The organism is Rhizobium sp. PvP014, assembly GCF_017876855.1.
Taxonomy (GTDB): domain Bacteria; phylum Pseudomonadota; class Alphaproteobacteria; order Rhizobiales; family Rhizobiaceae; genus Neorhizobium; species Neorhizobium soli.
In genome coordinates this window covers 2,043,502-2,069,866 of record NZ_JAGIOT010000002.1, presented here as the reverse complement: position 1 = coordinate 2,069,866, position 26,365 = coordinate 2,043,502, and the positions used below count along the sequence as shown (strand labels likewise).

Here is a 26,365-nt window from a genome sequence, read left to right as displayed (position 1 = left end):
TTACAGGCTTTAAAGGACTTGGCGACAGGTTTTTGCAGTGCATCAATTTTCGATGCAAAAGCGGACCGACCGGGGGGCAAGTGCCGTATCCCACGGCTGGTTATCAGGATAACAACGCCAGTTCGGGCCGGAAAGGGCGAAGGTTTGGGGAGTGTGGCCGCGGTTGACGATGATGGCGAGCCGCGTGGCTTTTCCGGTCGTTGCATCGTCGGTTTTCAGCATGAAACCGAGGACCGGATTGGCGGGGTTTTCCCAGTCGGACACCTGCATCGGCTGGCCGCTTGGCGAGATCCATTCGATATCGCCATCGCCCGTGAGCAGGCTGGTTTCGGAGAATACGGAGAACCGTTTGCGGAGGGCTGAAAGCATTGCCGTGTGCTCGACCAGCGCCTCGTCGAGCGTTGCCCAGTCCATCCAGGTGATCTCGTTATCCTGCGCATAGGCGTTGTTGTTGCCGCGCTGGGAGCGGCCGGCCTCGTCGCCCATCGTCAGCATGATCGTGCCTCGGCTGGCAAACAGCGTCGAGAGCAGGGCTTCGGCGTCCCTTCGACGGTCGGCGAGGATATCGCGGTCGCGGGTCACGCCTTCGGTGCCGTTGTTCCAGGACATGTTGTCGCCGTGACCGTCGCGGTTGTCTTCGCCGTTCGCCTCATTGTGTTTGTGCTCGTTGGACACGAGATCCATCAGCGTGAAGCCGTCATGGGCGGCGAGGAAATTGACCGTGCGCGTGTGTCCGGAGAAAAGGTCAGACGAGCCGGCAAGCCGGGTGGCGAGCGCGCCTGTCGTCCACTCGTCGCCGCGCCAGTAACGGCGGATGTCGTCGCGGGCGCGGTCGTTCCACTCGAGGAATTTTTCCGGAAAATTGCCGAGCTGATAGCCGCCGGGGCCGATATCCCAGGGTTCGGCGATCATGACGCGGTCTTTCAGGACCTCGTCTTCGAGCATCGCGGTCAGCGTTTCGCTATCGGCGTCGAAACCGTTCGAGGTGCGACCGAGGATCGGTGCCAGATCGAAGCGGAAGCCGTCGACGCCTGCATGAATGACGAAATGGCGCAGCGTATCGACGATCAGGCGCCGGACTTCGGGATGGTCGCAGGCGAGCGTGTTGCCGGTACCGGTGTCGTTGATGAGAAGGCCGGGCTCACCCTGCGCGTGACGATAATAGGAGAGGTTGTCGATCCCGCGCATCGACAGCGTGGCACCGTAGCGATCGCTTTCGCCCGAATGGTTGAACACGAGATCGAGGATGACGCCGATGCCCGCCTCGTGCAGGGCGGCGACGGTGTCGCGCAGTTCTTGGACGCCACCGGGGCAGAGGCGCGGGTCGAGCGCCATGAAGGCGATGGGATTGTAGCCCCAGCCATTGGTGAGACCGAGCGACGGGAGGTGCCGTTCGTCGATCCAGGCGGTGATTGGCATCAGCTCGATCGCGTCGACGCCGATCCTCTTGAGATGGGCGATGACCGCTGGATGCGCGAGCGCTGCGACCGTGCCGCGGATATCTTCCGGCACGTCGGGGTGAAGAATGGTGAAGGGTTTTACGGCGACTTCGTAGATCAGTCCGCCGGGAGTAAACCGCGGCGCCTCGATCTTGGCTGCGACGTGCTCCGTGACGATCGCCTTGGGCACCAGGCCGGCCGTGTCGAAGTTGAACTGCGAGAGGTTCGGATCGTAGACGAAGGGGCGGTCGAGTTCTTTGGCGTAGGGGTCGACAAGCAGTTTCGACGGGTCGAACCAGAGGCCTTTATCCGGATCGTAGATGCCATGCGCACGAAAACCGTAGCGCTGGCCGGGTCTGATCGAGGGAAGGTCGATGCGGTAAAGGTTGTCGTCGCCGCGCGTCATCGGGTGGCGGGCGGTTTCCGTCTCGCCATCGGCATCGAACAGGCAGAGTTCGATCTTTTCCGCATGCTGCGACCAGACCGAGAATTCCGCCATCTTATCCAGGAGAACAGCGCCGCGTCTTTGAGCGTGTGCATAAGACATATCTGGTTCCTTATCGCTCATCCATTTCGCCAGCGACCCTGCGTTCGCGGCTGACAATCAGCCTGCCTTCTCTCCGCTTGGTGGGAAGAAGAGACATGTCCTGTGGAAGTAGGGTCCCGTGTCGCTGCGGCAAATCCTTCTCCCCGATTGCGGGGAGAAGGTTGCTGTCGCCGGATGAGGGGCAATGTCACCCGGCAGCCTCGATCAGGTGATCACCGTCGGGGCATCCCGGCCGGAGCGCTTCTTGAGATCCGAAATCTCGTCTGCCACCGCGATCAGGTCGGCAAGTGCTGTCTGGGTCTCGATGTCGTGACGGCTGGCATCGGGTTCGTAGCGCTCGACATAGACGCGGATCGTCGCACCCGACGTGCCGGTGCCCGACAGGCGGAACACGACGCGGGAGCCACCTTCGAACAGGATGCGGATGCCCTGGTTCTTCGAAACGGAGCCGTCGATCGGGTCGAGATAGGCGAAATCGTCAGCAAATTCGACCTTGAGTGCGCCGAAGGTCTGGCCGGGGAGCGTCGGGAGCTTTTCGCGCAGGGCCGCCACGAGAGCGTTCGCTGCATCCGAATCCACTTCCTCGTAGTCGTGGCGGGAATAGTAGTTGCGGCCGTATTCGGCCCAATGCGACTTGACGATTTCAGCGACGCTCTCGTTTCTGGCTGCCATGATATTCAGCCAGAACAGAACCGCCCAGAGGCCGTCCTTTTCGCGCACGTGGTCGGAACCGGTGCCGAAGCTTTCCTCGCCGCAGACGGTGGCCTTGCCGGCATCGAGCAGATTGCCGAAGAACTTCCAGCCGGTCGGCGTTTCGTACATGCCGATCTTCAGCTTTTCCGCCACGCGGTCGGCCGCCGCACTTGTCGGCATCGAACGGGCAATGCCTGCAATGCCCTTGGCGTAGCCGGGTGCCAGCGTCGCGTTTGCGGCGATGATCGCCAGACTGTCCGACGGTGTCACGAACATGCCCTTGCCGACGACCATGTTGCGGTCGCCGTCGCCATCGGAGGCGGCACCGAAATGCGGGCCGCTCTTGCTCATCACGTCGTCATAGAGTTCCTTGGCATGGACAAGGTTCGGGTCCGGATGATGACCGCCGAAATCGGGAAGCGGGGTCGCGTTGCGTACCGAGCCCTCGGGCGCACCAAGCCGGTTCTCGAAGATTTCCACGGCATAGGGGCCTGTGACGGCGCCCATCGAATCGATCGCAATGCGGACGCCGCTCGCAAGCAGGGCACGGATTGCCACGAAATCGAACAGCTGCTCCATCAGTTCGGCATAGTCAGCGACCGGATCGATGACCTGGACTTCCATTCCGGAGATCTTGAACGTTCCGACGTCATCGAGGTCGATATCGGCCGCATCAGCGATCTTGTAGGTGTCGATGACCTTGGTACGGGCATAGATCGCATCGGTGATCTTTTCAGGCGCCGGGCCGCCGTTGCCAGTGTTGTACTTGATGCCGAAATCTTCGTTCGGGCCGCCGGGATTGTGGCTGGCCGACAGGATCAGGCCGCCGAAGGCGTGGTATTTGCGAATGATGTTGGAGGCGGCCGGCGTCGACAGGATACCGCCCTGGCCGACCATGACCTTGCCGAAGCCGGAGGCCGCGGCCATCTTGATCGCCTTCTGGATGACTTCGCGGTTGTAATAGCGGCCGTCGCCGCCGATCACCAGCGTCTTGCCGGCAAATCCCTCGAGACTGTCGAAGATCGCCTGGATGAAGTTCTCGGCGTAATTCTCCTGAGCGAAGACAGGCACCTTCTTGCGCAGGCCGGAGGTCCCAGGCTTCTGGTCCTGATAGGGCGTGGTCGATACGGTTTTGATCATCTCAAATGCCTTTTCTTGCAAGTAGATCGGAATAGAGCGCGGCGTAGAGGCCAGCACTCCTTTCCCAGGAAACGTCGGATTTCATGCCCTGCTTCTGCATTTCCGTCCAGACATCAGGGTCCTTGTAGAGACGGATGGCGCGGCGCAGGGCGCGGCCAAGATTGTCGGCTGTTGCCGGGCCGAAGGAGACACCGGTTGCGGCCTTCGCAGCGAGTGCGGCGGGGCTGGCGTCGATGACCGTGTCGTTGAGGCCACCGGTGCGGGCAACGACCGGGATGCAGCCGTAACGCAGACCGTAGAGCTGGGTAAGGCCACACGGCTCGAACCGGGAGGGGATGATGATGGCATCGGAGCCGCCCTGAAGCAGGTGCGACAGCGGCTCGTCATAGGTGGTCAGAACCGAAACGCTGCCCGGATGGCGGCCTGCAGCGGCGTGAAATGCGGTTTCGAGCGCCTGATCGCCGGAGCCGAGCACCGCCAGCCTGCCGCCGGCCTCGACAAGGTTGTCGATCTCCTGCGCCAGCAGATCCATGCCCTTCTGCGAGGTGAGGCGGGAGATGACGCAAAACAGCGGACCGTCGCTTTCAACGAGGCCGAACCGCTCCTCGATCGCCCGCTTGTTGGCAGCGCGGCTCTTGAGGCTTCCGGCACCGTAGCGGGTGTGCAGGTTGATGTCGGTTTCCGGGTCCCAGATTTCAGCGTCGATGCCGTTGACGATACCCGTCAGATCCACGGAGCGGCGGGAGAGCAGACCCTCGAGCCCCATGCCGTATTCGCCGCTCAGAATTTCCTCGGCATAGGAGGGAGAAACGGTAGAGATTGCCCAGCTCGTCTCCAGCCCGGCTTTCAAATAGCTGATGCCGCCGAAATATTCGATCCCGTCCATCGCAAAGGCATGGTCCGGCAGACCGAGAAAGGGGAAGATATCGGCGCCGAACATGCCCTGGAACGCGATGTTGTGAATGGTGATCAGCGTCGGGATTTCGGGCGTTTCCGAGTAGCGCATAAAGGCCGGAAGCATGGCCGCCTGCCAGTCATGGACATGTGCGATGTCGGGCCGCCAGCCCGCGATACCGTCCTGCGCGATGATCGCACCCGCCTTGGACAGTGCCGCGAAGCGTCTCCAGTTGTCGGGATGGTCCTTGCCCGTCTGATCGAGATAGGGGCCGCCCGGCCTGTCGAAGAACATGGGGCAGTCGAGCACCAGGAGGTCTAGCCCCTGGTGCGTGACTTCGAGGATATCGGCACTGGCACCGAGAAGGTCGTCGAAACTCATGACGAGTTTTGCATCCTTCAGCACCCGCATGACAGCCGGATAGCCCGGCATCAGGGTCTTCATCGAGACGCCCTGGCTCTTGAGTGCCAGCGGCAGTGCGCCGGCCACATCGGCGAGGCCGCCGGTTTTTACCAGCGGAAAGACTTCGGACGCGACCGACAGAACATTCATCGGAGGATCCCGTTCACAGCTCGAGCTTGTCGATCATCGCCTGGGTGATCAGGCAGATACCGCTCTCGGTGCGGCGGAAGCGCTTGGCATCGAGTTCGGGATCCTCTCCGACGATCAGGCCTTCCGGAATGGTCACGCCGTGGTCGATGATGACGTCGCGAAGCTGGGCGCGTCGTCCGATCCGCACGTTCGGCAGCACAACCGCGCCTTCGAGCTTGGAATAGGAATTGGCACGCACGCCGGTAAACAGCAGGCTTCGGTTGAGCGACGAACCGGAAATGATGCAGTCGCCGGAAATGACCGAGGATGTTGCCGAACCGCGGCGGTTTTCGTCGTCATGCACAAATTTTGCCGGTGGGGTAATTTCACCGAAGGTCCAGATCGGCCAGGACTTGTCGTAGAGATCAAGGCCGGGCACGATTTCTGTCAGGTCGATATTGGCTTGCCAGTATGCGTCCACCGTCCCTGCATCGCGCCAGTAGGGCTCGCGCTCGAAATCGGACCGGACGCAGCTATCGGCAAAGCGGTGCGCGACGGCCTTACCGTGCTCGACGATATAGGGAATGATATCCTTGCCGAAGTCCCGGCTGGAGCCTTCGGCTTCCGCGTCGCGTTTCAGCGCCTCGATCAGGAATTTGGTGTGGAAGACGTAGATGCCCATCGAGGCCAGCGCGAAATCCGGATTGCCGGGAATTCCCGGTGGGTCGGCCGGCTTTTCGACGAAATCGATGATCTCGTCCTTCTCGTTGACATGCATGACGCCGAAGCCCGTGGCTTCCATGCGCGGAACCTCAAGGCAACCGACGGTGACGTCGGCGCCGGAGTTCACGTGCTGCTGCAGCATGTACTCGTAGTCCATCTTGTAGACGTGGTCGCCGGCAAGGATGACCATGTATTCCGGCGCGTAGCCTTCGATGATGTCGATGTTCTGGAACACCGCGTCGGCCGTGCCTTCATACCATTGCGTTTCCGAAACGCGCTGGGAGGCGGGCAGGATGTCGAAGCTTTCATTGCGCTCTGAACGCAGGAAGTTCCAGCCGCGCTGCATGTGGCGGATCAGCGAATGCGCCTTGTACTGGGTCGCAACGCCGATGCGGCGGATGCCGGAATTCAGCGCGTTCGACAGCGCGAAATCGATGATGCGCGCCTTGCCGCCGAAGTAGACCGCGGGCTTGGCGCGGCGATCCGTCAGTTCTTTCAGGCGACTGCCGCGGCCGCCGGCCAGGACATAGGCCATCGCGTCGCGTGAGAGTGGCTGTATGCGTTTGTCGTTCATGGTTCTCCCTCCCGGTCGTTATTGCAATTCCAGCATGATCGTCGCCAGAGGCGGCAACGTGATGTCGGCGGTGATCGTTCCTCCCGCATTCACCGCCTGCACGCGTCCGCCATTCCCCTTGCCGGTGCCGCCATAGATCTCGGCATCGGTGTTGAGGATTTCCCGCCATCTGCCCTCGCTTGGCAAGGGAATACGGTAATTTTCCCGGTAGACCGGGGTAAAATTCGTGATCACCGCCACCGGCTTTTCCCCCGGCGCCATACGCAGCCAGGCAAACACGGAGTTTTCGGCATCATCGGCAATCAGCCAGCGGAACCCTTCGCTCTCGCAATCGCGGGCATGCAGGGCGGGCTTGGAGCGGTAGCAGAAGTTCAGATCGCGGACGAGACGGCGCATGCCTTCGTGCGGGCTGTATTGCAGCAGGTTCCAGTCCAGCGACCGCTCCTCGCTCCATTCGCTCCACTGGGCAAATTCCTGGCCCATGAACAGCAGCTTCTTGCCCGGATAACCCCACATGAACCCGTAATAGGCGCGCAGATTGGCGAATTTCTGCCAGTCGTCGCCGGCCATCTTGGCGATCAGCGACCCCTTGCCGTGCACGACTTCATCATGGCTGAGCGGCAGGACGAAATTTTCGGAATAGGCGTAGACCATGCCGAAGGTGATGGCGCTGTGGTGATGCTTGCGGTGAACAGGCTCGCGCGCGAGATAGCTCAGCGTGTCATGCATGAAACCCATGTTCCACTTGAACCCGAAGCCGAGACCGCCTTCGTGGACCGGCGCCGAGACCTTGGGCCAGGATGTGGATTCCTCGGCAATGGTCATCACACCGGGATGATTGCCGTAGGAAAGCGAATTCATCTTCTGCAGGAAGCGGACAGATTCCAGGTTCTCGCGGCCGCCATACTCGTTCGGCACCCATTCGCCCTCGCGGCGGGAATAGTCGAGATAGAGCATCGAGGCGACCGCATCGACACGCAGGCCATCGAGGTGGAATTTCTCCGACCAGTAGAGCGCGTTGTTGACGAGGTAGGACAGGACTTCCAGTCGGCCGAAATTGTAGATCGCCGTGTTCCAGTCGGGGTGGAAACCCTGGCGCGGATCTTCATGCTCGTAGAGTGCGGTACCGTCGAAATGGCGAAGCCCGTGCGCATCGACCGGAAAGTGGGCGGGCACCCAGTCGAGGATGACGCCGATGCCGACCTTGTGGCAGCCGTTGACGAAGCGGGCAAAGCCTTCCGGCTCGCCGAAACGGGCCGACGGAGCATAGAGGCCGGTGGTCTGGTAGCCCCAGGACGGATCATAGGGATGTTCGGTAATCGGAAGGAATTCGATATGGGTAAAGCCCATGTCGGTGCAGTAGGGAATGAGTTCGGCGGCAAGCTCGTCCCAGGAGAGGAACGAACCATCCTGCTTGCGGCGCCATGAACCGGCGTGCACTTCGTAGATCGAGATCGCCTGCCGGCGATGATCAGCCTTTTCCCAGAATTCGCGGTGGGCTTCGTCATCCCACTTCTGCACCAGTTCCGGCGTGGTGACGGACGCCGTCTTCGGGCGCATTTCGGCGCGCCGGGCGTAAGGGTCGGCCTTGAGGGGCAGAACTTCGCCGTCGCTGCCGACGATCTCGAACTTGTAGGGGGTGCCAGCCAGGATATCGGGCGCGAAGATTTCCCAGATGCCGGTGTCTTGACGCAGCCGCATGATGTGGCGGCGGCCATCCCAGGTGTTGAAATCACCGACGACGGAAACGCGCTTGGCATTCGGTGCCCAGACGGCGAAATGATATCCCTCGACGCCCTCGTGCTTAAGGGGATGGGCGCCCATCTTGTCGAACAGGCGCAGATGCGATCCCTCGCGGACGAAATAATCGTCCATCGGTCCCAGAACCGGGCCGAACGAGTAGGGGTCCGTCACCGCCCACTCGTCATCACCGCGGCGGGCGCGGTAACGGACGGGCTGGCGTTGCGAGGCGGAGACGATGCCTTCGAAATAACCGGCTTCGTGGCGGCAGGTGAGTTCGCCCAGTTCCGTGCCGTTCAGCGCCGTGGCCGTGACGGCCTCGGCGCCGGGGATGAAACAGCGGACCCTGTAGACGTCCCCGACCTTGTGCAGGCCGAGAACGGCAAAGAGGTTTGTATGCCTGCCTTCCAAAATCGCCTCGATCTCGGATAACGGGATTTCTCCAGGAGCTCTCCCGTCATCGAGCGTACGCGGCGCTTTTGTCATCAGGCTCTCCAGATTTCCGACGCGTATTGGCGAATGGTTCTATCGGAGGAGAACCAACCCATGCGGGCGGTGTTGAGAATAGTCTTCGAATACCATGATTTAGGGTCCGACCAGATTTGGTCAACGCTGCGCTGCGCTGCTGCATAGGCATCGAAGTCGGCGGCAACCATGAACCAGTCGTGATTGTAGATCCCGTCCATCAGGACTGTGAAACGCGACCGGTCATCCGGCGAGAACACGCCTGTCGCGATGGCATTCAGGGCCTGTGCAAGTTCCGGAGACTGGTCGATAACGGCGCGGGGATCGTGGCCCTCGTCGCGGACCTTCTGCACCTCGTCCGCTTTCAGGCCGAAGATGACGATGTTGTCTTCCCCGACATGGTCGCGCATTTCGACATTGGCGCCGTCGAGCGTGCCGATCGTCAGTGCCCCGTTCAGGGCAAACTTCATGTTGCCGGTTCCCGACGCTTCCATGCCTGCCGTCGAGATCTGCTCGGAAAGATCGGCCGCGGGGACCATGATCTCGGCGAGAGACACGTTGTAGTTGGGTATGAAGACGATCTTCAGGAGACCGCGCACCGATGGGTCGTTGTTGATGACGCGAGCGACGTCGTTGGCCAGCTTGATGATCAGCTTGGCGTTGTGATAGCTCGGCGCCGCCTTGCCGGCGAACAGTTTTACGCGCGGCACCCAGTCGAGTTCCGGATGCGAGCGGATCTGGTCGTAAAGCGCTACCGCCTCGATGATGTTGAGGAGCTGGCGCTTGTATTCGTGGATGCGCTTGATCTGGATATCGAACATGGCCGACGGATCGAGCCTGATGCCCATGCGGCTGCCGACCAGATTGGCAAGTGCGATCTTGTTGGTGCGCTTGATCGCCGCAAACTTGTCCTGGAACGAGCTGTCGCTTGAGAATTTCTCAAGATCTGTCAGCGCCTCGGTGTCATCAAGGAATTTGTCGCCGATGGCGTCCTGGATCAGCGAAGTGAGGCCCGGATTGCACTGCATCAGCCAGCGGCGAGGGGTGATGCCGTTGGTCTTGTTGTTGATGCGGGTGGGATAGAGCGTGTGCAGGTCCTGGAACACAGTGACCTTCATCAGGTCCGTATGCAGGGCCGAAACGCCGTTGATCGAATGCGAGCCGACAAAGGCAAGGTTGCCCATGCGCACGCGGCGCTCGCCGCCCTCGTCGATCAGCGAGATCGAACGGATCTGGGTTTCGGAGAAGTTCTTCAGCTTGCGCGCTTCCAGCAAGATCTTGGTGTTGATCGCATAGACGAGCTGCATGTGGCGCGGCAGCAGGCGCTCGAACAACGGTACCGGCCAGCTTTCCAGCGCCTCGGGGAGAAGCGTGTGGTTGGTGTAGGAGAAGGTCTTGCGGACGATCTCCCAGCTCTCGTCGAAATCCACGCCGTGGATGTCGACCAGAAGGCGCATCAACTCGCCGATCGAAATTGCCGGATGGGTGTCGTTGAGCTGGATCGCGACCTTGTCGGGAAGATTGGTGAAATCCGGATACTGCTGCAGGTGGCGGCGCAGGATGTCCTGGAGCGAGGCGGAGGAGAAGAAGAATTCCTGGCGCAGGCGCAGTTCCTGGCCGGCCGGGTTGGCATCGGCCGGGTAGAGAACGCGGGTCAGGCTTTCGGCCTTGTTGCTTTCGCGCAGCGCACCGATGTGGTCACCGGCGTTGAAGGCGTCGAGCAGGATCGGATCGATCGGCTGGGCCGACCAGAGGCGCAGCGTGTTGACGCGCTTGCCACGCCAGCCAACGATCGGCGTGTCGTAGGCCATGGCGATCACGCGTTCGGCCGGCTTCCAGACATAGCGCGGCGCATCGTCGTAACCGCCGACGGTATCGACCGTGCCGCCGAAGCCTATTTCGTAGGAGCTTTCGCGGCGCTCGAATTCCCAGGGGTTGCCGTGGGCGAGCCAGGTTTCCGGAAGTTCCACCTGCCAGCCATCGGCCATCTGCTGACGGAACAGGCCGTGGACGTAGCGGATACCGTAGCCGTAGGCCGGGATCTCGACGGTTGCCATGCTCTCCATGAAACAGGCGGCGAGACGGCCGAGGCCGCCGTTGCCGAGGGCCGCATCGGGTTCGAGGCCGGCAATGACAGCCACATCGACGCCGAGCGATGTCAGCGCGTCGCGAATTTCCGACATCAGGCCGAGATTGCTGACGGCATCGCGCATCAGGCGGCCGATCAGGAATTCCAGCGATAGATAGTAAACGCGCTTCTCGCCTGTCTTGTAGACCTTGCGGGTCGAATCCATCCACCGGTCGATAATGCGGTCGCGCACCACCAGGATCGTTGCGGTCAGCCAGTCATGCGGCTTGGCGACCTGCGCATCCTTGCCGATCCGATAGGTCAGGCGCTCGATGATCTCCTCCGCCATGATTTCAGGCCGGGAGCTGCGTGGTGCCGGAAAGGGGAGTTCGACGTTAGAAGAGGTCTTGTCCATGTCGCGCTAACTTTCTGGTTAAGCGTGAGAATTGCGTCCGATTCGGACCCTCGTTGAAGATCTGGGAAACCAGTTATGCACCGTTACGAAACGCTTGCAACGGGCAATGATATTGGTCTTGAAATATGTCATGGGCATGTAAAATCGCAAAAAAGCAAAACCCCGCCGGTTGGACGGGGTTCTGCAAATAATCAAACGTTCCGAGAGACTTAGACTGCCGCCTAGTTGGTGAGGCGAACCGCGGATTTTGCCGCCTTGTTGGCGATATCGCCGAACGCGTTGACGAGATCGGTCATGTCTTCAGGCTCGTAATAGTAGTCGCTGGCGCTTGCGCAGGTGCTCAGCAGCGACTTGCCCTTGTCCGGCGCCATGAAGGCAACGGTGAAGATCTTGATGCCGTCGGCCTTGGCGGTTTCGCACTGGCTGCGCACTGTTCTGTCCAGCGCCGGATTCCAGTTGGCGCTTTTGCCGGTCATTTCGCCATCCGTCATCAGCACGATGTAGCGGTTGAAGGTGGCATTGCCCTTGGCCGTATGCGCCGTTGCCTCGGTCGTGTTGCTCGATTTCAGTGCATTCAGTGCGAGGGTCATCGCGCCGCTGGCATCGGTGCCGCCGGTCGGAACGCTTGGAAGCGCCGCCACGTACTTGGCAGCCTCGGTCGTGCCCCATGTCATCGGTGTCGGAGACTGCGTCTCATCGGTGTAGGAAACCGCACCGACACGGATCAGCGTGTTTTTCGGGTCGGACGTCTTCAGCGACGTGAACAGCCCCGTTGCCGCCGTCTGCAGGGCCTCGATCTTGCGGATGTAGCAGGGCCAGTAGAAGGCGACCGACGGCCAGTCAGCGTTGGTGTAGTTGTCACAGTAGGACCGTAGTGTATTCCTGTCGCTGGTGACAAAGGACATCGAGCCGGACCGGTCAAGCGCCAGGTACATCGAGATGCCGTTGGTCGTTTCCGAACTGCTGGATGCCGTGGCCGCAATATTCAGCGTGATGGACTGGCCGCCGATCATGCTGGTGATCGGATTCAGCTTCATCGTGTACTTGGTGTTGAGCGCCACCGTGTAGCCCTTGCTGGAAGCGCTGTTGTTGGTGGTCTTGGCGCTGACGGCGGTGGCCTTGCGGATCGCCTCCTGCTGCGCTGCCTTTTCTTCAGGTGTGGCGTTCGCGTCTATGCCATTGGCAAGGATCTGGCCGGCAAGGTAGTCGGTCGCCAGTTCCTGGGCGTCCTTCTCGTTCATGCCTTTCTGGGCCATCGATGAGGCAGCTGCCAGTGCCGCGGAATCCGCCAGACCCTGCATCTTGCTCTTGATCTGCATGGCATTGGTGAAATCAAGCGCGACGCCCGCCGAACCCAGGAGGATGGGCAGGAGCACCGCTGTCATAAGGCCGAAATTTCCGTCGCGGTTCTTGGAAAACCGCGTCCAAATTGATGCTGTCATCGCACTTACCCCCGTGCCGTAACCGCGCAACTCATTTGCACTAACACGTGGTCTTGATAGCGCGGAGCGGGTGGAGGAACCGCTAAATCAACCTTTAAAAATTGAACCAACACGACGATTCAGCGCCAAAACGGGTCTATCTGACCGGTATCACATCAACCCCCTGGATGATCTTTCGATTTCCGTAACCTTTGAGCACGCCGATGACAGGTGCGATATCGGAATAGTCACGGCCGTAGGCGACAACGATATGGTCGGTGCCGGCCATGATGTCGTTGGTGGGGTCCAGTTCGACATAGCCGACCGCCTCGCCGCACCAGACCTTGACCCAGGCATGCATCGCGTCCGCGCCTTCCAAACGCTCCTTGCCCGGGGGCGGCAGAGTGCGCAGGAACCCGGAAACATAGCCTGCGGGGATGCCGAGGCTGCGCAGCGCGGTGATCATGATATGGGCAAAGTCCTGGCAGACGCCGCGCTTCAGCTTGAAGGCCTCGCGCGGGGTTGTGTCGACCTTGGTCGCCTTGGAGTCATACTCGAAGTCGTCGTAGATGCGGGTGCAGAGCTCCTTTGCGATCTCCAGCACCGTCTGGCCCGGCTTGACGACGTCGCGGGCATAGGCGGCAATCTGCGGATCTTCGGGCAGGCGAGGGCTTGCGCCGGTCAGGTTGTGCGGCGAGCTGCCGTCGACGCTAAGATACGCTGCAAGCTCCCGCCTCAAGCCATCGAGCCGTGGCGACAGATCCGCGGAGATCGTCGGGGTCTCGACCATGACGCGCGCCTGCATACGGATGTCGAACCGTTCATGCGGCGCGCGCAGCAGGATTGAGGTCGCCTGCTGGCCGAAGAAATCAATGAAGGTGGCTTTCTCCTCTGCGTTCGGCGTGACGGTGATCGTGCCTGCAATCAGCCGCTGGCGGCCGGGCAGCGACAGGGGCAGGACCCGGATCACATGCCGTGCGACCGAGGCCGGCTGGTCATAGACATAGCCCATGTGCATGGAGAGGTCGTAAAGCATGGCGTGTCCTCTCCCGCTCAGTTGAAATAGGTTCGGGCGAGAATGTCGGAAAGCCGTTCAAGCTCCTGCTCAAGCTTACGGTAAACTTCCACGTCCATGCCCTCGGGGGTCATGACTGCAAGGCCCGAATGCAGCCGCATCGCTTCCCTGTAGAAGGGCGACATCTGGCCGTTGAAAACGGCATTGGGCAGTTGCTCGACCTCGGTGCGGATCTCGGCCAGCTGGAACAGGATGGAGCGCGGGTTGAGCGGATCGAGCGCCAGGAGGTCGGCGACCGTCAGCCGCGCGGTGTTGACGTTGTAGCGGCGCCGGTGGGTCATGACGCTGTCGCCGATTTCGAGCAGCATGTCCAGCGAACCGTCCGGGGCGTCCGGGCCGGACATGTGGGCGAGCAGCCGCGTCATATGAAGGCCGCGTTCGAGGTAGCGACCGATGGAAAGAAAACGCCAGCCGGTGAAGCGATACATGTTTTCGTGCACGAGACCGGCAAAACCCGCCAGTTTGCGCAGAAGAATGGTGCTGGCATGGGCGGCATCATCGCCCGGTTGTGCGGTCTCATGGAAGCGCTTGGTGGTCTTGGCAAGGTCCGTCAGGGCCAGCCAGCCATCCGGCGAAAAGCGGTCGCGGATGTTGCTGGCCGAATAGATGGCGCTGTTGAGGTGGGACAGAAGCGGCGCCGGCACGGCCTTTGCCATGTCCATATCGATCGACTTCAGATAGCCGTCGACGTCGACCAGAAGCGGCGCGTCGGGATCTGCTGACTCCGCGTAGCGCAGGTGCCAGGAGCGCAGGATGCGCAAGGCACCTTCGGAGCGCTCGATATAGCGGCCGAGCCAGAACAGATTGTCGGCGGCGCGCGAGGGCAGCGAACCCGGCATGTTGCGGGTAAAGCTTTCTTCCGGTGGCAGCAGCGTCGGCTTGTCGACGGGCTTGTCGGAAACGATCCAGACATCGGCCGCGGTGCCGCCGGCCTGCATGGCGATTGCGGCCACGTCGTCGCCCGAACCGATACGGGCAAAACCGCCGGGCATAAGCTGCCAGCCATCTTCGGTGCGCGCCGCAAAGACGCGCAGCGACATCGGACGCGGGACCAGCTTGCCATCGACATAGGCAGGCGTTGTCGACAGCGTCACGACTTCCTGGCCGACGAGCTTGGCGCCTTCGCTCGACAGCCATTCACCGATCGATTCTCTTGCGGTCTCTCTCAAGGACGATCCGAGCACCGACTGGCCGTTGTCGTCGAAGAAGGGCAGGCCGGAATAGGCCGGGCCGATGACCATCCGCCCGATATTCTTGGCCACATGGTCCCGCTCGGCCTTCTGGCCGCACCACCAGGTCGCGATCGACGGCATGATCGGTTCTTCGCCGAGCAGGCGGTGGCAGATGGCGGGCATGAAGGCGAGCAGCGCCCGGGTTTCGAGGATACCGGAGCCGAGCGCATTGACGAGTGTCAGCGACCCGGACCGCAGGGCCTGCACCATGCCGGGCGTGCCGATATGGGAGCTCTGGTTCAGTTCCAGCGGATCGGCATAGGAGGCGTCGAGGCGGCGCCAGAGAACGCCGATGGGTTTGAGACCCGCCGCGGTGCGCACCATGACGCGGTTGTTGAGAACGGTCAGGTCCTCGCCTTCCAGCAGCATGAAACCGAGATAGCGGGCGATATAGGCGTGTTCGAAATAGGTTTCGTTGGCGGGGCCGGGGGAAAGAACCGCGATCCGGTCGTCGGGATATTGCTTGTGGCTCTGCAGCGCATCGCGGAAGGCGCCGAAGAAGGAGGCGAGGCGGTGAACATGGCTTTCGGCATAGATATCCGACAGCGCGCGTGTGGTGGCGACGCGGTTTTCCAGCGCAAAGCCTGCGCCGGATGGAGCCTGCGTGCGATCCGCCAGAACCCACCAGTCGCCATCCGGACCGCGGCCGATTTCGAACGAACAGAAATGCAGGTAGTGGCCGCTGACCGGCTTTATGCCAACCAGCGGGCGCAGAAACTCCGGGTTGCCGGCAACAAGCTGCGGCGGCAGAAAGCCTTCCTCGACCAGCTTGTTGTCGCCGTAGATATCGGCAAGCATCGCTTCCAGAAGGTCTGCGCGTTGCTTGAGGCCGCGGGAGATCTCCTCCCATTCCTTTTCTGCGATCAGGACCGGGATATGGCTGATCGGCCAGGCACGTTCGCCGCTGCCGCTTCCGGCCGTGCTGCCGGGTGCCGCATAGGTGCGGTAGAACACGCCGGCATCGCGCAGGTAGCGATCGGCGCGGGCAAACCGTTCGTGCAGCTCGGCTTCCGAGAGACGGCTCAGATGCGCGATCAGGTTCTCCCAGACCGGCTTGATACGACCTTCGGCGTCCAGCATCTCGTCGGTGACGCCGGCCAAGGCCGCGTAGCCGAGGATCGGGTCAATGCCGATCTCGCCAACGCCTGTCTCGCCAATGGCGGCTTCCGCCTTGGCGTGCTCTGTTGCCGGTCCGTTGGACATGGCTTGCTGTCAACTCCAGTTAAAACCCAGGCGGTCCGTTTAAATCCCGGGTGGCCGGCGCAGGTCGAGTGTCAGCGGAAATTCGGGCGACGGCATTTCCTGCATCAAAGCATAACTGCCCGCCGTGTGTCCCCACGGTTCGAACCGTGCGAGCCTTCGCGCTTCCGCTTCGTTGCCATTGACCGGAAAGGTCTCATAGTTGCGACCGCCCGGATGGGCAACATGATATATGCAGCCACCGATCGAGCGGCTGGACCATGTATCATAGATATCGAATGTCAGCGGTGTATTGACCGGCAGAACCGGATGCAGGCCAGACGAAGGCTGCCAGGCCTTGAAGCGCACGCCGGCGACCGAAACACCGGATATGCCCGTCGGCGTCAAGGGGACGGCGCGACCGTTGCAGGCGACCGTATAGCGCTGCGGATTGCTGGTTTCGAGCCGCACCTGCAGGCGTTCTACTGAACTGTCGACATAGCGCACCGTGCCGCCGATCGCGCCCTGTTCGCCCATCACATGCCAGGGCTCCAGCGCCTGGCGCAGTTCCAGCTTGGCGCCTTCGTACTCGACTTCACCGAAGAATGGGAAGCGGAACTCGAGCTGTGCCTCGAACCATTCGGGCCTAAGGTCGAAGCCGTTTTCGCGAAGGTCCGCCAGCACGTCCATGAAATCGGCCCAGATGTAATGGGACAGCATGAACCGGTCCGCCAGCGCCGTGCCCCAGCGGGTAAACCTGCCCTGAACCGGGTTTTTCCAGAAGCGGGCGATCAGTGCCCGCACAAGCAGCTGCTGCGCCAGCGACATGCGCGCATTCGGCGGCATTTCGAAGCCGCGGAATTCCACGAGGCCGAGGCGACCGGTCGGACCGTCGGGGGAAAATAGCTTGTCGATGCAGATTTCCGAACGGTGGGTGTTGCCGGTGACGTCGGTCAAAAGGTTGCGGAACAGTCGGTCCACGAGCCATGGCAGCGGTGCGGCACCCTGGCCCGGCATCGGCACCTGTGCCATCGCGATTTCAAGCTCGTACATCGAATCGTGGCGGGCTTCGTCGAGGCGCGGTGCCTGGCTGGTCGGGCCGATGAACAGGCCGGAGAACAGGTAGGACAGCGCCGGATGGCGCTGCCAGTGCAGCACGAGGCTTTTGAGCAGGTCCGGACGTCGCAGGAAGGGGCTGTCGTTCGGGTTGGCACCACCAACCACGACGTGGTTGCCGCCGCCGGTGCCGGTGTGGCGCCCGTCGATCATGAACTTGTCGGCGCCGAGACGGCTCTGGCGGGCCTCTTCATAGATCGCCGTTGTCGTCTCGACCGTCTCCTTCCAGCTTGCGGCCGGATGGATGTTGACCTCGATGACGCCAGGATCGGGCGCGACGCGGATGACGTTGATGCGCTCGTCATGCGGCGGCGCGTAGCCTTCGATATGGACGGCGAGACCGAGCTTCGTCGCGGCGTTTTCGGCAGCAGCGATCAGTTCGAGATAGTCCTCGATCTTTTCGACCGGCGGCATGAAGACGCAGAGACGGCCATCGCGCGGCTCGACGGAAATTGCCGTGCGCACAGCGCCGCCAATTTCACCGAGCGTCTGTTCGACGCGGCCGGGATTGACCGGGTCGCCTGCCGTGAACGACTGCTCCGGCATCGCGCGGCCTTCGGTCGCTTCGTGACCGGGCGGGACGATCACGTCGGGCAGGGCAGTGCGGGGGATCGAGGGATCGGCCTCGTGGATATAGGGGAACTGCGATGGCGGGATATAGGGAAGCGTGCCGAGCGGCAGGCGGTAGCCGACGGGGCTGTCGCCGGGCACAAGGAAGATCTTGCCGCGACGGGTGCTCCATTTTTCGCTGATCCAGCGCTTTGCGCCCATGCTGCCGCCTCTCGCATGCGACTGCCAGGCCTGAACAGGCAGGATATAACCCGACGGGTTGGTCAGGCCCCGTTCGAAGACGCGGGCAATGCGGTTGCGCTCTTCCGGGTCCTTGAGTTTCGAATTGGATGGATCGACATTATCAGGCAGCGAGCCCTCCTTGATGATCCACTCGGCCGGATCCTCATAGGCGGGCACGACCATCTCTGCGCCGATATCGAGTTCCGCTGCGAGTGCCGTCAGGAATTGCTGCGAGTCCTGTTCGCCGCTGCCATAGTCGAGGCCTTCTTCGGCCACCAAATCCGGATTGCTCCAGATCGGCTTGCCGTCCTTGCGCCAGTAGAGCGAGAACGTCCAGCGCGGCAGGCTTTCGCCCGGATACCATTTGCCCTGGCCGTAATGCAGGAAGCCGCCCGGCGCAAATTTCTCGCGCAGCTTGCGGATGAGGACGTCGGCCTTTTCGCGCTTGGTAGGGCCGACGGCGCCGGTGTTCCATTCGTCGGATTCGAAGTCGTCGATCGACACGAAGGTCGGTTCGCCGCCCATGGTGAGGCGCACGTCCTGGGCTTCCAGCACGCGGTCCACCTGTTCGCCAAGATCGTTCAGCGCGTCCCAGCTGTCATCCGAGAAGGGCTTGGTGATGCGCGGATGTTCGGCAACGCGCGTGACGTTCATGGCGAAGTCGAACGACGTGTTCGCCTCGCCGAAGTAATCGCCTGAAATCGGCGCGGCGTTGCGGTAATGGGGCGTGGCGGCCAGCGGAATGTGGCTTTCGCCGGTCAGCAGGCCCGATGTCGGATCAAGGCCGATCCAGCCGGCGCCTGGCAGATAGACTTCGCACCAGGCATGCAGATCGGTGAAATCGACTTCGGTGCCGGAGGGGCCGTCGAGCGCCTTCAGGTCCGGCGTCAGCTGGATGAGGTAGCCGGAGACGAAACGGGCAGCGAAGCCCAGATGGCGCAGGATCTGCACCAGCAGCCAGCTCGAATCGCGGCAGGAACCCATTGCCGAGGTCAGCGTCTGCTCGGGCGTCTGGACGCCGGGTTCCATGCGGATGACATAGCCGATCGCCTGCTGCAGGCGGGCATTGATGCCGACCACCATGTCGACGGTGGGCTGGCCGGGCGACATGTCCAGCGTCTTCAGGTATTCGACGAGGGCAGGTTCCGGCGGCTCGGGCGTGCGGTAGATCGACAGGTCTTCGATGAGATCGGCCGGGTAGGTGAACGGCCAGGCCTGCGCCTCTTCCTCGACGAAGAAGTCGAAGGGATTGTAGACCGTCATGTCGGCGACGAGGTCGACCTCGATCTTGAATTCGGTCACCGGTTCGGGAAACACGAAGCGGGCGAGGTAGTTGCCGTAGGGGTCCTGCTGCAGGTTGACGAAGTGATTCTCCGGCGTGACCTTCAGCGAATGCGACAGCACTTTTGTGCGGGAATGGGCGGCGGGCTTGAGCCGGATGATCTGCGGCCCCATGCGGACCGGCCTGTCATAGCTGTAATGGGTGAGGTGGTAGATGCTCGCCTTGATCGACATTATGCCCCTTGCCGGCCTTGTTGAACGGGCCGTTACGTCATCGTTGCCGCGAGTTTGTGCAATGCATGAAAAGAATGCAAGGCGGGGCAGGCTGTTTTCCCGCTCGTGTCGAAAGGTGAGCTTCGTTCGGTTTTCGATGGTCGTGCCGGGGTAGGCTCATCCGCCCGCGACTGCCCATCATCCGGCTGCCGCCACCTTCTCCCCGAAGGCGGAGTGAAAGACGCGAGCCGCTTGCTCTACGCCTCAATCAAGGCACGTCCCCTCTCCCCGCGAGGGGGGAGAGGTTTAGGGTGAGGGGCGCCACAGATATTTCCGCTAAGCGGCGACGGCTTCCGTCGGGACCTTGGCGCCGGTCATGAAAGCCACCGCGTCCGACATCGTGTAGTCCTTCGGGTTGATGACGGTCAGGCGTTTTCCGAGCCGGTGGATGTGGATACGGTCGGCGACTTCAAAGACATGCGGCATGTTGTGGCTGATCAGCACGATCGGAATGCCGCGCGAGCGCACGTCGAGGATCAGTTCCAGCACCTTGCGGCTTTCCTTGACGCCAAGCGCCGCCGTCGGTTCGTCGAGGATGATCACCTTGGAACCGAAGGCCGCAGCGCGCGCCACAGCGACACCCTGGCGCTGACCGCCCGAGAGTGTCTCGACCGCCTGGTTGATGTTCTGGATGGTCATCAGGCCGAGTTCGGAGAGCTTGCCGCGGGCAAACTTTTCCATGGCGCCATGATCGAGCTTGCGCAGGTATTTGCCCATGAAACCCTTGCTGCGGATTTCGCGGCCGAGGAACATGTTGTCTGCGATCGACAGTGCCGGCGAGAGCGCGAGGTTCTGGTAGACGGTCTCGATGCCCGCATCGCGGGCCTCGATCGGCGAGCGGAACTGGACCGGCTTGCCTTCCAGCGTGATCTCGCCCTCGTCGGGACGGATCGCGCCTGAAATCGCCTTGATCAGCGACGACTTGCCGGCGCCGTTATCGCCGATGACGGCGAGGATTTCACCCGGGTAGAGGTCGAAATCCGCGTTGTCGAGGGCGGTCACGCGGCCGTAGCGCTTGACCAGTCCGCGGGCGGCGAGGATGGGTTGAGTGTTCGGATCGCGTGCCATCAGCCGGCTGCCTTTCTGATCCATTGATCGATTGCGACGGCGGCGATGATCAGCACGCCGATCAGGAGGTAGGTCCACTGCACGTCGGTGCCGAGCATTCGAAGGCCGAACGAGAACACGCCGACGATGAGGGCGCCGAACACCATGCCGAGGATCGAGCCGCGGCCGCCGAACAGCGATATGCCGCCGATCACCACGGCGGTGATCGATTCGATGTTGGCGAACTGGCCGACCGTCGGGGAAACCGAGCCGTTGCGGCCGATCGAGACCCAGCCTGCAAGCGCGCAGATGGTGCCGGCCAGAACGTAGACCGAAATCAGCATGCGCTTGACGTTGACGCCGGAAAGCTCTGCCGCTTCGGGATCGTCACCGACTGCGTAAAGATGTCTGCCCCAGGCGGTCTGGTTGAGGACGTACCAGAGTGCCGCGACAAGAAGCACCATCGCGACGACGCCAAAGGTGAAGACGGCGCCGCCGACCTTGAACGTCGTGCCGAGGAACTGCAGAAGCGGAGCCGTCGCCTCGATTTCCTGCGAGCGGATCGTCTCGTTGGAGGAATAGAGGAAGTTGGTGGCAAGCACGATCTGCCACATGCCGAGCGTGACGATGAAGGGCGGCAGTTTCACGCGGGCGATCAGGAAGCCGTTGATGAAGCCGCAAATCGCGCCGACCGCGAAGCCGCAGGGAATGGCGATTTCAACAGGAACCCCGTAGCGGAAGACCATCTGGCCCATGACGACAGAGGAAAGGACCATGATGGCGCCGACCGAAAGATCGATGCCGGCGGTCATGATGACAAGCGTCTGTGCCGCGCCGATAATGCCGGTGATTGCCACCTGCTGCAGGATCAGCGTCAGGGAGAAGGCGTTGAAGAATTTTCCGCCGAGAAGGATGCCGAACACCAGCAGGGCTGCGACGAGGACGATCAGCGAAACCGCCGACGGACTGGTGTGCAGGAAGTGCTGGAATTTCTGGACTGGCGTTTTCTTGTCGCCGTCGAAGGATGCGACGTCGGTCGAACTGTCCTTCAGAACCTTTTCGTAGTCATGATGCGGCGATGCCGCCGTTGGCTCGGTCATGGATGTTCCTCCGAGAAATTCCGTTGTCGCTCGACAGTTAGAGACCCTCTCCGGCCTGCCGGCCATCTCTCCCACCCCGGTGGGAGAAGACTTGCGGCGGACGCAGGGATTGTCTGAGCGGTTGCCGCCGGATCAAGCCCTCCCCGTTGCGGGGAGGGTAGTGGTTTGATCTTTCAAATGCAGGTGGGGATCAGCCCCAGCACTTGTTCAGACCTTCCTTGGTGTCGATCGACTTGATCGCGGGAACCGGCTTGTCGGTCACGAGCGTCACGCCTGTGTCGAAGAAATCCTTGCCGGCAGTCGGCTTCGGCTTTTCACCGGTATCGGCGAACTTCTTGATCGCCTCGATGCCGAGCGACGCCATCTGCAGCGGATACTGCTGCGAGGTTGCACCGATGACACCGCCGGCAACGTTCTTGACGCCTGGGCAGCCGCCGTCGACGGAGACCAGAAGCACGTCCTTCTCGCGACCGACGGCCTTCAGCGCTTCATAGGCGCCGGCTGCTGCCGGTTCGTTGATCGTGTGAACGACGTTGATGGTCGGATCCTTCTGGAGAAGGTTTTCCATCGCGGTGCGACCGCCTTCTTCATTGCCGTTGGTCACGTCATGGCCGACGATGCGCGGATCGTCTTCGTCGCCGATCTTGTTCGGATCCTTCGGATCGATGCCGAAACCGATCATGAAGCCCTGGTCGCGCAGGATGTCGACGGAAGGCTGCGACGGGGTAAGGTCGAGGAAGGCCACCTTGGCTTCCTTGGCCTTGTCGCCGAGCGTTTCCTTGGCCCACTGGCCAATCAGCTTGCCGGCGAGAAGGTTGTCGGTTGCAAACGTCATGTCGGCAGCGCTGATCGGCTCCAGCGGCGTGTCGAGCGCGATGATCAGCAGTCCGGCGTCGCGAGCCTTCTTGAGGTTCGGCACGATGCCCTTGGTGTCGGACGCGGTGATCAGGATACCCTTGGCGCCATCGGCGATGCAGGTTTCGATCGCCGCAACCTGGCTTTCGGAATCGCCATCGATCTTGCCGGCGTAGGATTTCAGCGTGACGCCGAGTTCCTTGGCTTTCGCGGTTGCGCCGTCCTTCATCTTGACGAAGAAGGGATTGGTATCTGTCTTGGTGATGAGGCAGGCGGAGACGCCGGCTGCGTGCGCCGGAGCGGAAAACGCAACGCCGAGGACAAGCGCCGCAAAGGCGCCAGAAAGCACTGTCTTCTTCATGATATCTCCTCCCGAGAGATCTTTTCCCCAGGTCTGGGGCGATTGATGCAAATGTTCAGAAACACCGGGTGCCATCGAATTCGACGAGCGCCGTCTCCAAGCCTCCCATGTCCTCTGCAGCCCGGATTAAGACCAGTTTTCCATGAGCTGTCAATAATTAATTCCGATTGAATTATTTATCCACGGTGGCATATTCGGCATGCGTGGAGATGACGATCCACGGCGAGTTTCGGGAGGAGTTCCAATGTCGATCGCGGGAAGTACCGCGACAGGGTCGATGCCGCTCGGCAGTTTTTCGGGCGGATCGAACCAGGTTCGCGTGCGTGCCTATAACGAGAGGCTGGTCCTTTCGCTTGTTCGCATGCACGGCGAAATGTCGAAGGCGGACATTACCCGCGCCAGCGGACTGTCGGCGCAGACTGTGTCGGTGATCATGCGATCGCTCGAAAAGGACGGGCTTCTGCTGCGCGGCGAACCGATCCGCGGCCGGGTGGGGCAGCCGTCGGTACCGATGCGGCTCAATCCCGATGCCGTGTTTTCCTTCGGGGTGAAAATCGGCCGGCGCAGCGCCGATCTGGTGCTGATGGATTTCGTCGGGCAGATCCGGATGCATCATCACGAAACCTATGCCTACCCAGTGCCGCAGAAGATCATCGAAATCATCGGCAAGGGGATCGGCAGGCTCGAGGGCCAGCTCAGCATGGTCGAGCGTGAGCGGATAGCCGGCATCGGGATCTCGGCGCCGTTCGAACTGTGGAACTGGGCAGATGAGGTCGGCGCGCCTGCGGGCGCGATGGACCTCTGGCGCGATTTCGACCTGCAGCAGGAGGTCTCCGCCTCGACCAAGCATGCCGTCTACCTGCAGAACGACGCGACCAGCGCCTGCGGTGCGGAGCTGGTGTTCGGGATCGGTCCATCCTATCCGGACTTCGTCTATTTCTTCATCGGGTCATTTATCGGCGGCGGCATCGTTCTGAACTCCGCCGTGTTTTCCGGCCGAACCGGGACTGCCGGCGCCGTCGCGCCACTTCCGGTGCGCGGCAGGGACGGTTCAACCCGGCAGTTGCTCGACGTCGCTTCGATTTTCGTTCTCGAGAACATGCTGAAGGAAAAGGGGATCGATCCGGAGCCGCTCTGGTATTCGGCCGACGAATGGATCGATTTCGGGGCGCCGCTCGATCTGTGGATCGGCGAGACGGCGGCAGCGCTTGCCCAGGCGATCATTGCCAGCGCCTCGATCATCGATTTCGGGGCTGCCGTGATCGATGGCGGATTTCCGTCATGGGTGCGCAAGCGGATCGTCACCGAGACGATCGAGGCCGTCAAGCGGCTCGATCTGCAAGGTGTCATCATCCCCGATATCATCGAGGGCAAGGTCGGCAGCCACGCCCGCGCCATCGGCGGCGCCAGCCTGCCGATCTTTGCGAAATACCTCACCGATCCGAGTGTGCTGTTCAAGGCGATGTGACGAGCGGACGTCCGCATTCGATCGTGGGACGCTCGACGCTGTTCCCGGTCAGCCGTGAACGGCACGCCTTTCTCGCACCTTCGCAATTCCCTTGTGGTAGTTAGGACTCGACACAGACAGGCAGGAGCCGGCGGCAGATGGTGAATTCGCAAGATAAGGCGGAGCCCTATGAACTTCCTCTGTCTGGCCAGCTCAAAATGATGACAGGGGCGTTCTGGGCGTCCCCGGTGCGCAATCCCGTTCTCGCGCTCACGGCCGCGCTGCTCTGCGTCATCTTCGCGACCACCTACGCCACCTATCGGCTGAACGAGTGGAACGGACCGTTCTACGATGCCTTGGCGCGGCGCGACATGCCCGAATTCCTCCACCAGCTTGTGGTGTTCGGAGTCCTCGCCTCGCTCCTGACACTGCTCAACGTCATCCAGCAATGGCTGAACCAGATCGCTGCGATGCGGATGCGAGAAGGGCTGGCCCGCGATCTCGCCGATGTCTGGCTGACGCCGGGGCGGGCCCTGAAGCTTGCCGGTGCCGGCGCGATCGCCGACAATCCGGACCAGAGACTGCATGAGGACACCCGCATCCTGGCCGAAAACACGACGTCACTGTCGATCGGTCTCGTCAATTCGACCATTCTTCTTGCAAGTTTTATCGGCGTGCTATGGTCGATCTCGACTGATTTCGGCCTGCAGATCGGAGGTCGTACCATTGTCATTCCCGGCTATATGCTGTGGGCGACGATCCTCTACGCCCTTTTCGGATCCGTCATGAGCAACGTTGTCGGCAGCCGGCTGGCGCGGCTGAATGCGCAGCGCTATGCCCGCGAGGCTGATCTGCGCGCGACCCTTGTGCGGGCGAACGAGAACATGAAGCCGATCACGCTTGCGCGCGGCGAGGAAAGCGAGCTTTTCCGCGTTCACACCGCAATCGATGGCGTGCTCGGCATGCTGCGCAAGCTTGCCTGGGCGCTCACCAACCTCACCTGGGTGTCGGCCGGTTTCGGCTGGCTGGCGTTGGTGGCGCCGATCATCATTGCCTCGCCGATGTATTTTTCCGGCAATCTTTCGTTCGGCGGTCTGATGATGGCGGTCGGCGCCTTCAACCAGGTCAACCAGGCGCTGCGCTGGTATGTTGCAAATTTCAGCGTCATCGCCGACTGGCGGGCGACGCTCGGCCGTGTCTCCTCGTTCCGCAACGCACTGGTTTCGATGGATACGCCGGCGATGGAAGGCTCCGTCCTCACCTACCGGAAAAGCGATGGGGAGGACGTGCTGTCCGTGACCGACCTTGCGGTTTTCGGAGAACCCGACAAGGGCGGGGACGGCCATGGCATCAGGGTCGCCGAAGGCGCGTTCACCATCCGGCCCGGCGAGCGGGTGCTGATCAACGGCAATCCGGGGACAGACCGGCATCTTCTGTTCCAGGCACTGTCCGGCATCTGGCCCTGGGGCAAGGGCGAGATCCGACTGCCGGCCGCAGATCGGATGATCATGATGCCGCAGGAAGGTTATCTGCCGACCGCATCGCTGCGCGAGGTCATGACCTATCCGGCGACTGGGCCCGCTGGCATGCGCGATGGCATTCCCGACATGACCGACGCGGCGCTGGCGCAAGCGTTGGAGAAAGTCGGTCTGCATCGGCTCGTCGATAAACTCGACGAGGTGGAGCGATGGGACCGGCTGCTCGACAAGGACGAGGAAGTGGCGCTGCAGATCGCCAATGCCGTGCTTCGAAAGCCGGACTGGCTGATCATGGACGACGTCCTGGAAGGGCTCGAACCGGAGACGCAGGCGCTGTTGCTCGACGTGCTGGCCGGGCTTACCGGCTCGACACTGATCTATATCGGCCGCTCCGACGTGTTTTCGGACAGATTTTCACCAAAGGTATTTCATCTGGCGCCGCTCCTGGCTGTCGATACGAAGAACGAGGCTTGAGACA

14 protein-coding genes and 1 pseudogene are annotated in these 26,365 nt (G+C 61.8%); 2 read left to right on the top strand and 13 right to left on the bottom strand.

Annotation, left to right across the window (positions count from 1 at the left end):
- Positions 1–42 precede the first annotated feature (42 nt).
- The 13 genes and pseudogenes from glgX to J3A65_RS14610 all read right to left on the bottom strand — a co-directional run bounded on the left by glgX (position 43) and on the right by J3A65_RS14610 (position 22,962).
- Positions 43–1,986 (bottom strand): glycogen debranching protein GlgX, encoded by a 1,944-nt coding sequence (glgX, locus tag J3A65_RS14670; RefSeq protein ID WP_209901915.1) that lies wholly within the window; start codon positions 1,984–1,986, stop codon positions 43–45.
- Positions 1,987–2,190: 204 nt separating this feature from the next.
- The gene (locus J3A65_RS14665; protein ID WP_209901913.1) at positions 2,191–3,819 is read right to left on the bottom strand and encodes an alpha-D-glucose phosphate-specific phosphoglucomutase; all 1,629 of its coding nucleotides are present in this window, start codon (positions 3,817–3,819) and stop codon (positions 2,191–2,193) included.
- 1 nt (position 3,820) lies between these two features.
- Positions 3,821–5,266 carry a glycogen synthase GlgA gene (gene glgA / locus J3A65_RS14660; RefSeq protein ID WP_209901911.1) on the bottom strand — a complete coding sequence of 482 codons (1,446 nt, stop codon included), beginning with the start codon at positions 5,264–5,266 and terminating at the stop codon, positions 3,821–3,823.
- A gap of 13 nt (positions 5,267–5,279) precedes the next feature.
- Positions 5,280–6,542, bottom strand: coding sequence for a glucose-1-phosphate adenylyltransferase (gene glgC, locus J3A65_RS14655; protein WP_062461037.1), 1,263 nt, complete (start codon positions 6,540–6,542; stop codon positions 5,280–5,282).
- Positions 6,543–6,560: 18 nt separating this feature from the next.
- On the bottom strand, positions 6,561–8,768 hold the full coding sequence (gene glgB, locus J3A65_RS14650) for a 1,4-alpha-glucan branching protein GlgB (RefSeq protein ID WP_209901908.1): 2,208 nt from the start codon (positions 8,766–8,768) through the stop codon (positions 6,561–6,563).
- On the bottom strand, positions 8,768–11,230 hold the full coding sequence (locus tag J3A65_RS14645) for a glycogen/starch/alpha-glucan phosphorylase (protein ID WP_062461031.1): 2,463 nt from the start codon (positions 11,228–11,230) through the stop codon (positions 8,768–8,770). The genes glgB and J3A65_RS14645 overlap by 1 nt, the downstream gene beginning before the upstream one ends.
- A gap of 221 nt (positions 11,231–11,451) precedes the next feature.
- Positions 11,452–12,672 (bottom strand): TadE/TadG family type IV pilus assembly protein, encoded by a 1,221-nt coding sequence (locus tag J3A65_RS14640; protein WP_209901906.1) that lies wholly within the window; start codon positions 12,670–12,672, stop codon positions 11,452–11,454.
- Positions 12,673–12,808: 136 nt separating this feature from the next.
- Complete coding sequence (locus J3A65_RS14635; RefSeq protein ID WP_209901904.1) at positions 12,809–13,687, bottom strand: transglutaminase family protein; 879 nt, start codon at positions 13,685–13,687, stop codon at positions 12,809–12,811.
- Between the two features lie 17 nt (positions 13,688–13,704).
- Positions 13,705–16,071 (bottom strand): annotated as a pseudogene (locus J3A65_RS14630) (circularly permuted type 2 ATP-grasp protein); the annotation flags it as partial.
- 129 nt (positions 16,072–16,200) lie between these two features.
- Complete coding sequence (locus J3A65_RS14625; RefSeq protein WP_209901900.1) at positions 16,201–19,560, bottom strand: transglutaminase family protein; 3,360 nt, start codon at positions 19,558–19,560, stop codon at positions 16,201–16,203.
- 315 nt (positions 19,561–19,875) lie between these two features.
- Positions 19,876–20,667, bottom strand: a complete 792-nt coding sequence (locus tag J3A65_RS14620) for an ATP-binding cassette domain-containing protein (protein ID WP_062461891.1) — start codon at positions 20,665–20,667, stop codon at positions 19,876–19,878.
- On the bottom strand, positions 20,667–21,746 hold the full coding sequence (locus tag J3A65_RS14615; RefSeq protein ID WP_113109742.1) for an ABC transporter permease: 1,080 nt from the start codon (positions 21,744–21,746) through the stop codon (positions 20,667–20,669). Before J3A65_RS14615 ends, J3A65_RS14620 begins: the two co-directional genes overlap by 1 nt.
- A 190-nt stretch (positions 21,747–21,936) precedes the next feature.
- Complete coding sequence (locus J3A65_RS14610) at positions 21,937–22,962, bottom strand: sugar ABC transporter substrate-binding protein (protein ID WP_209901898.1); 1,026 nt, start codon at positions 22,960–22,962, stop codon at positions 21,937–21,939.
- A 244-nt stretch (positions 22,963–23,206) separates the two neighbouring features.
- On the opposite strand from J3A65_RS14610, the gene J3A65_RS14605 reads away from it, so the two are divergent.
- A complete protein-coding gene (locus tag J3A65_RS14605) occupies positions 23,207–24,430 on the top strand; it encodes an ROK family protein (RefSeq protein WP_062461012.1) in 1,224 nt (407 codons plus the stop codon).
- Positions 24,431–24,567: 137 nt separating this feature from the next.
- Entirely contained in the window at positions 24,568–26,361 is a 1,794-nt protein-coding gene (locus J3A65_RS14600; protein WP_209901896.1) for an ABC transporter ATP-binding protein/permease, read from the top strand.
- Positions 26,362–26,365: the final 4 nt, after the last annotated feature.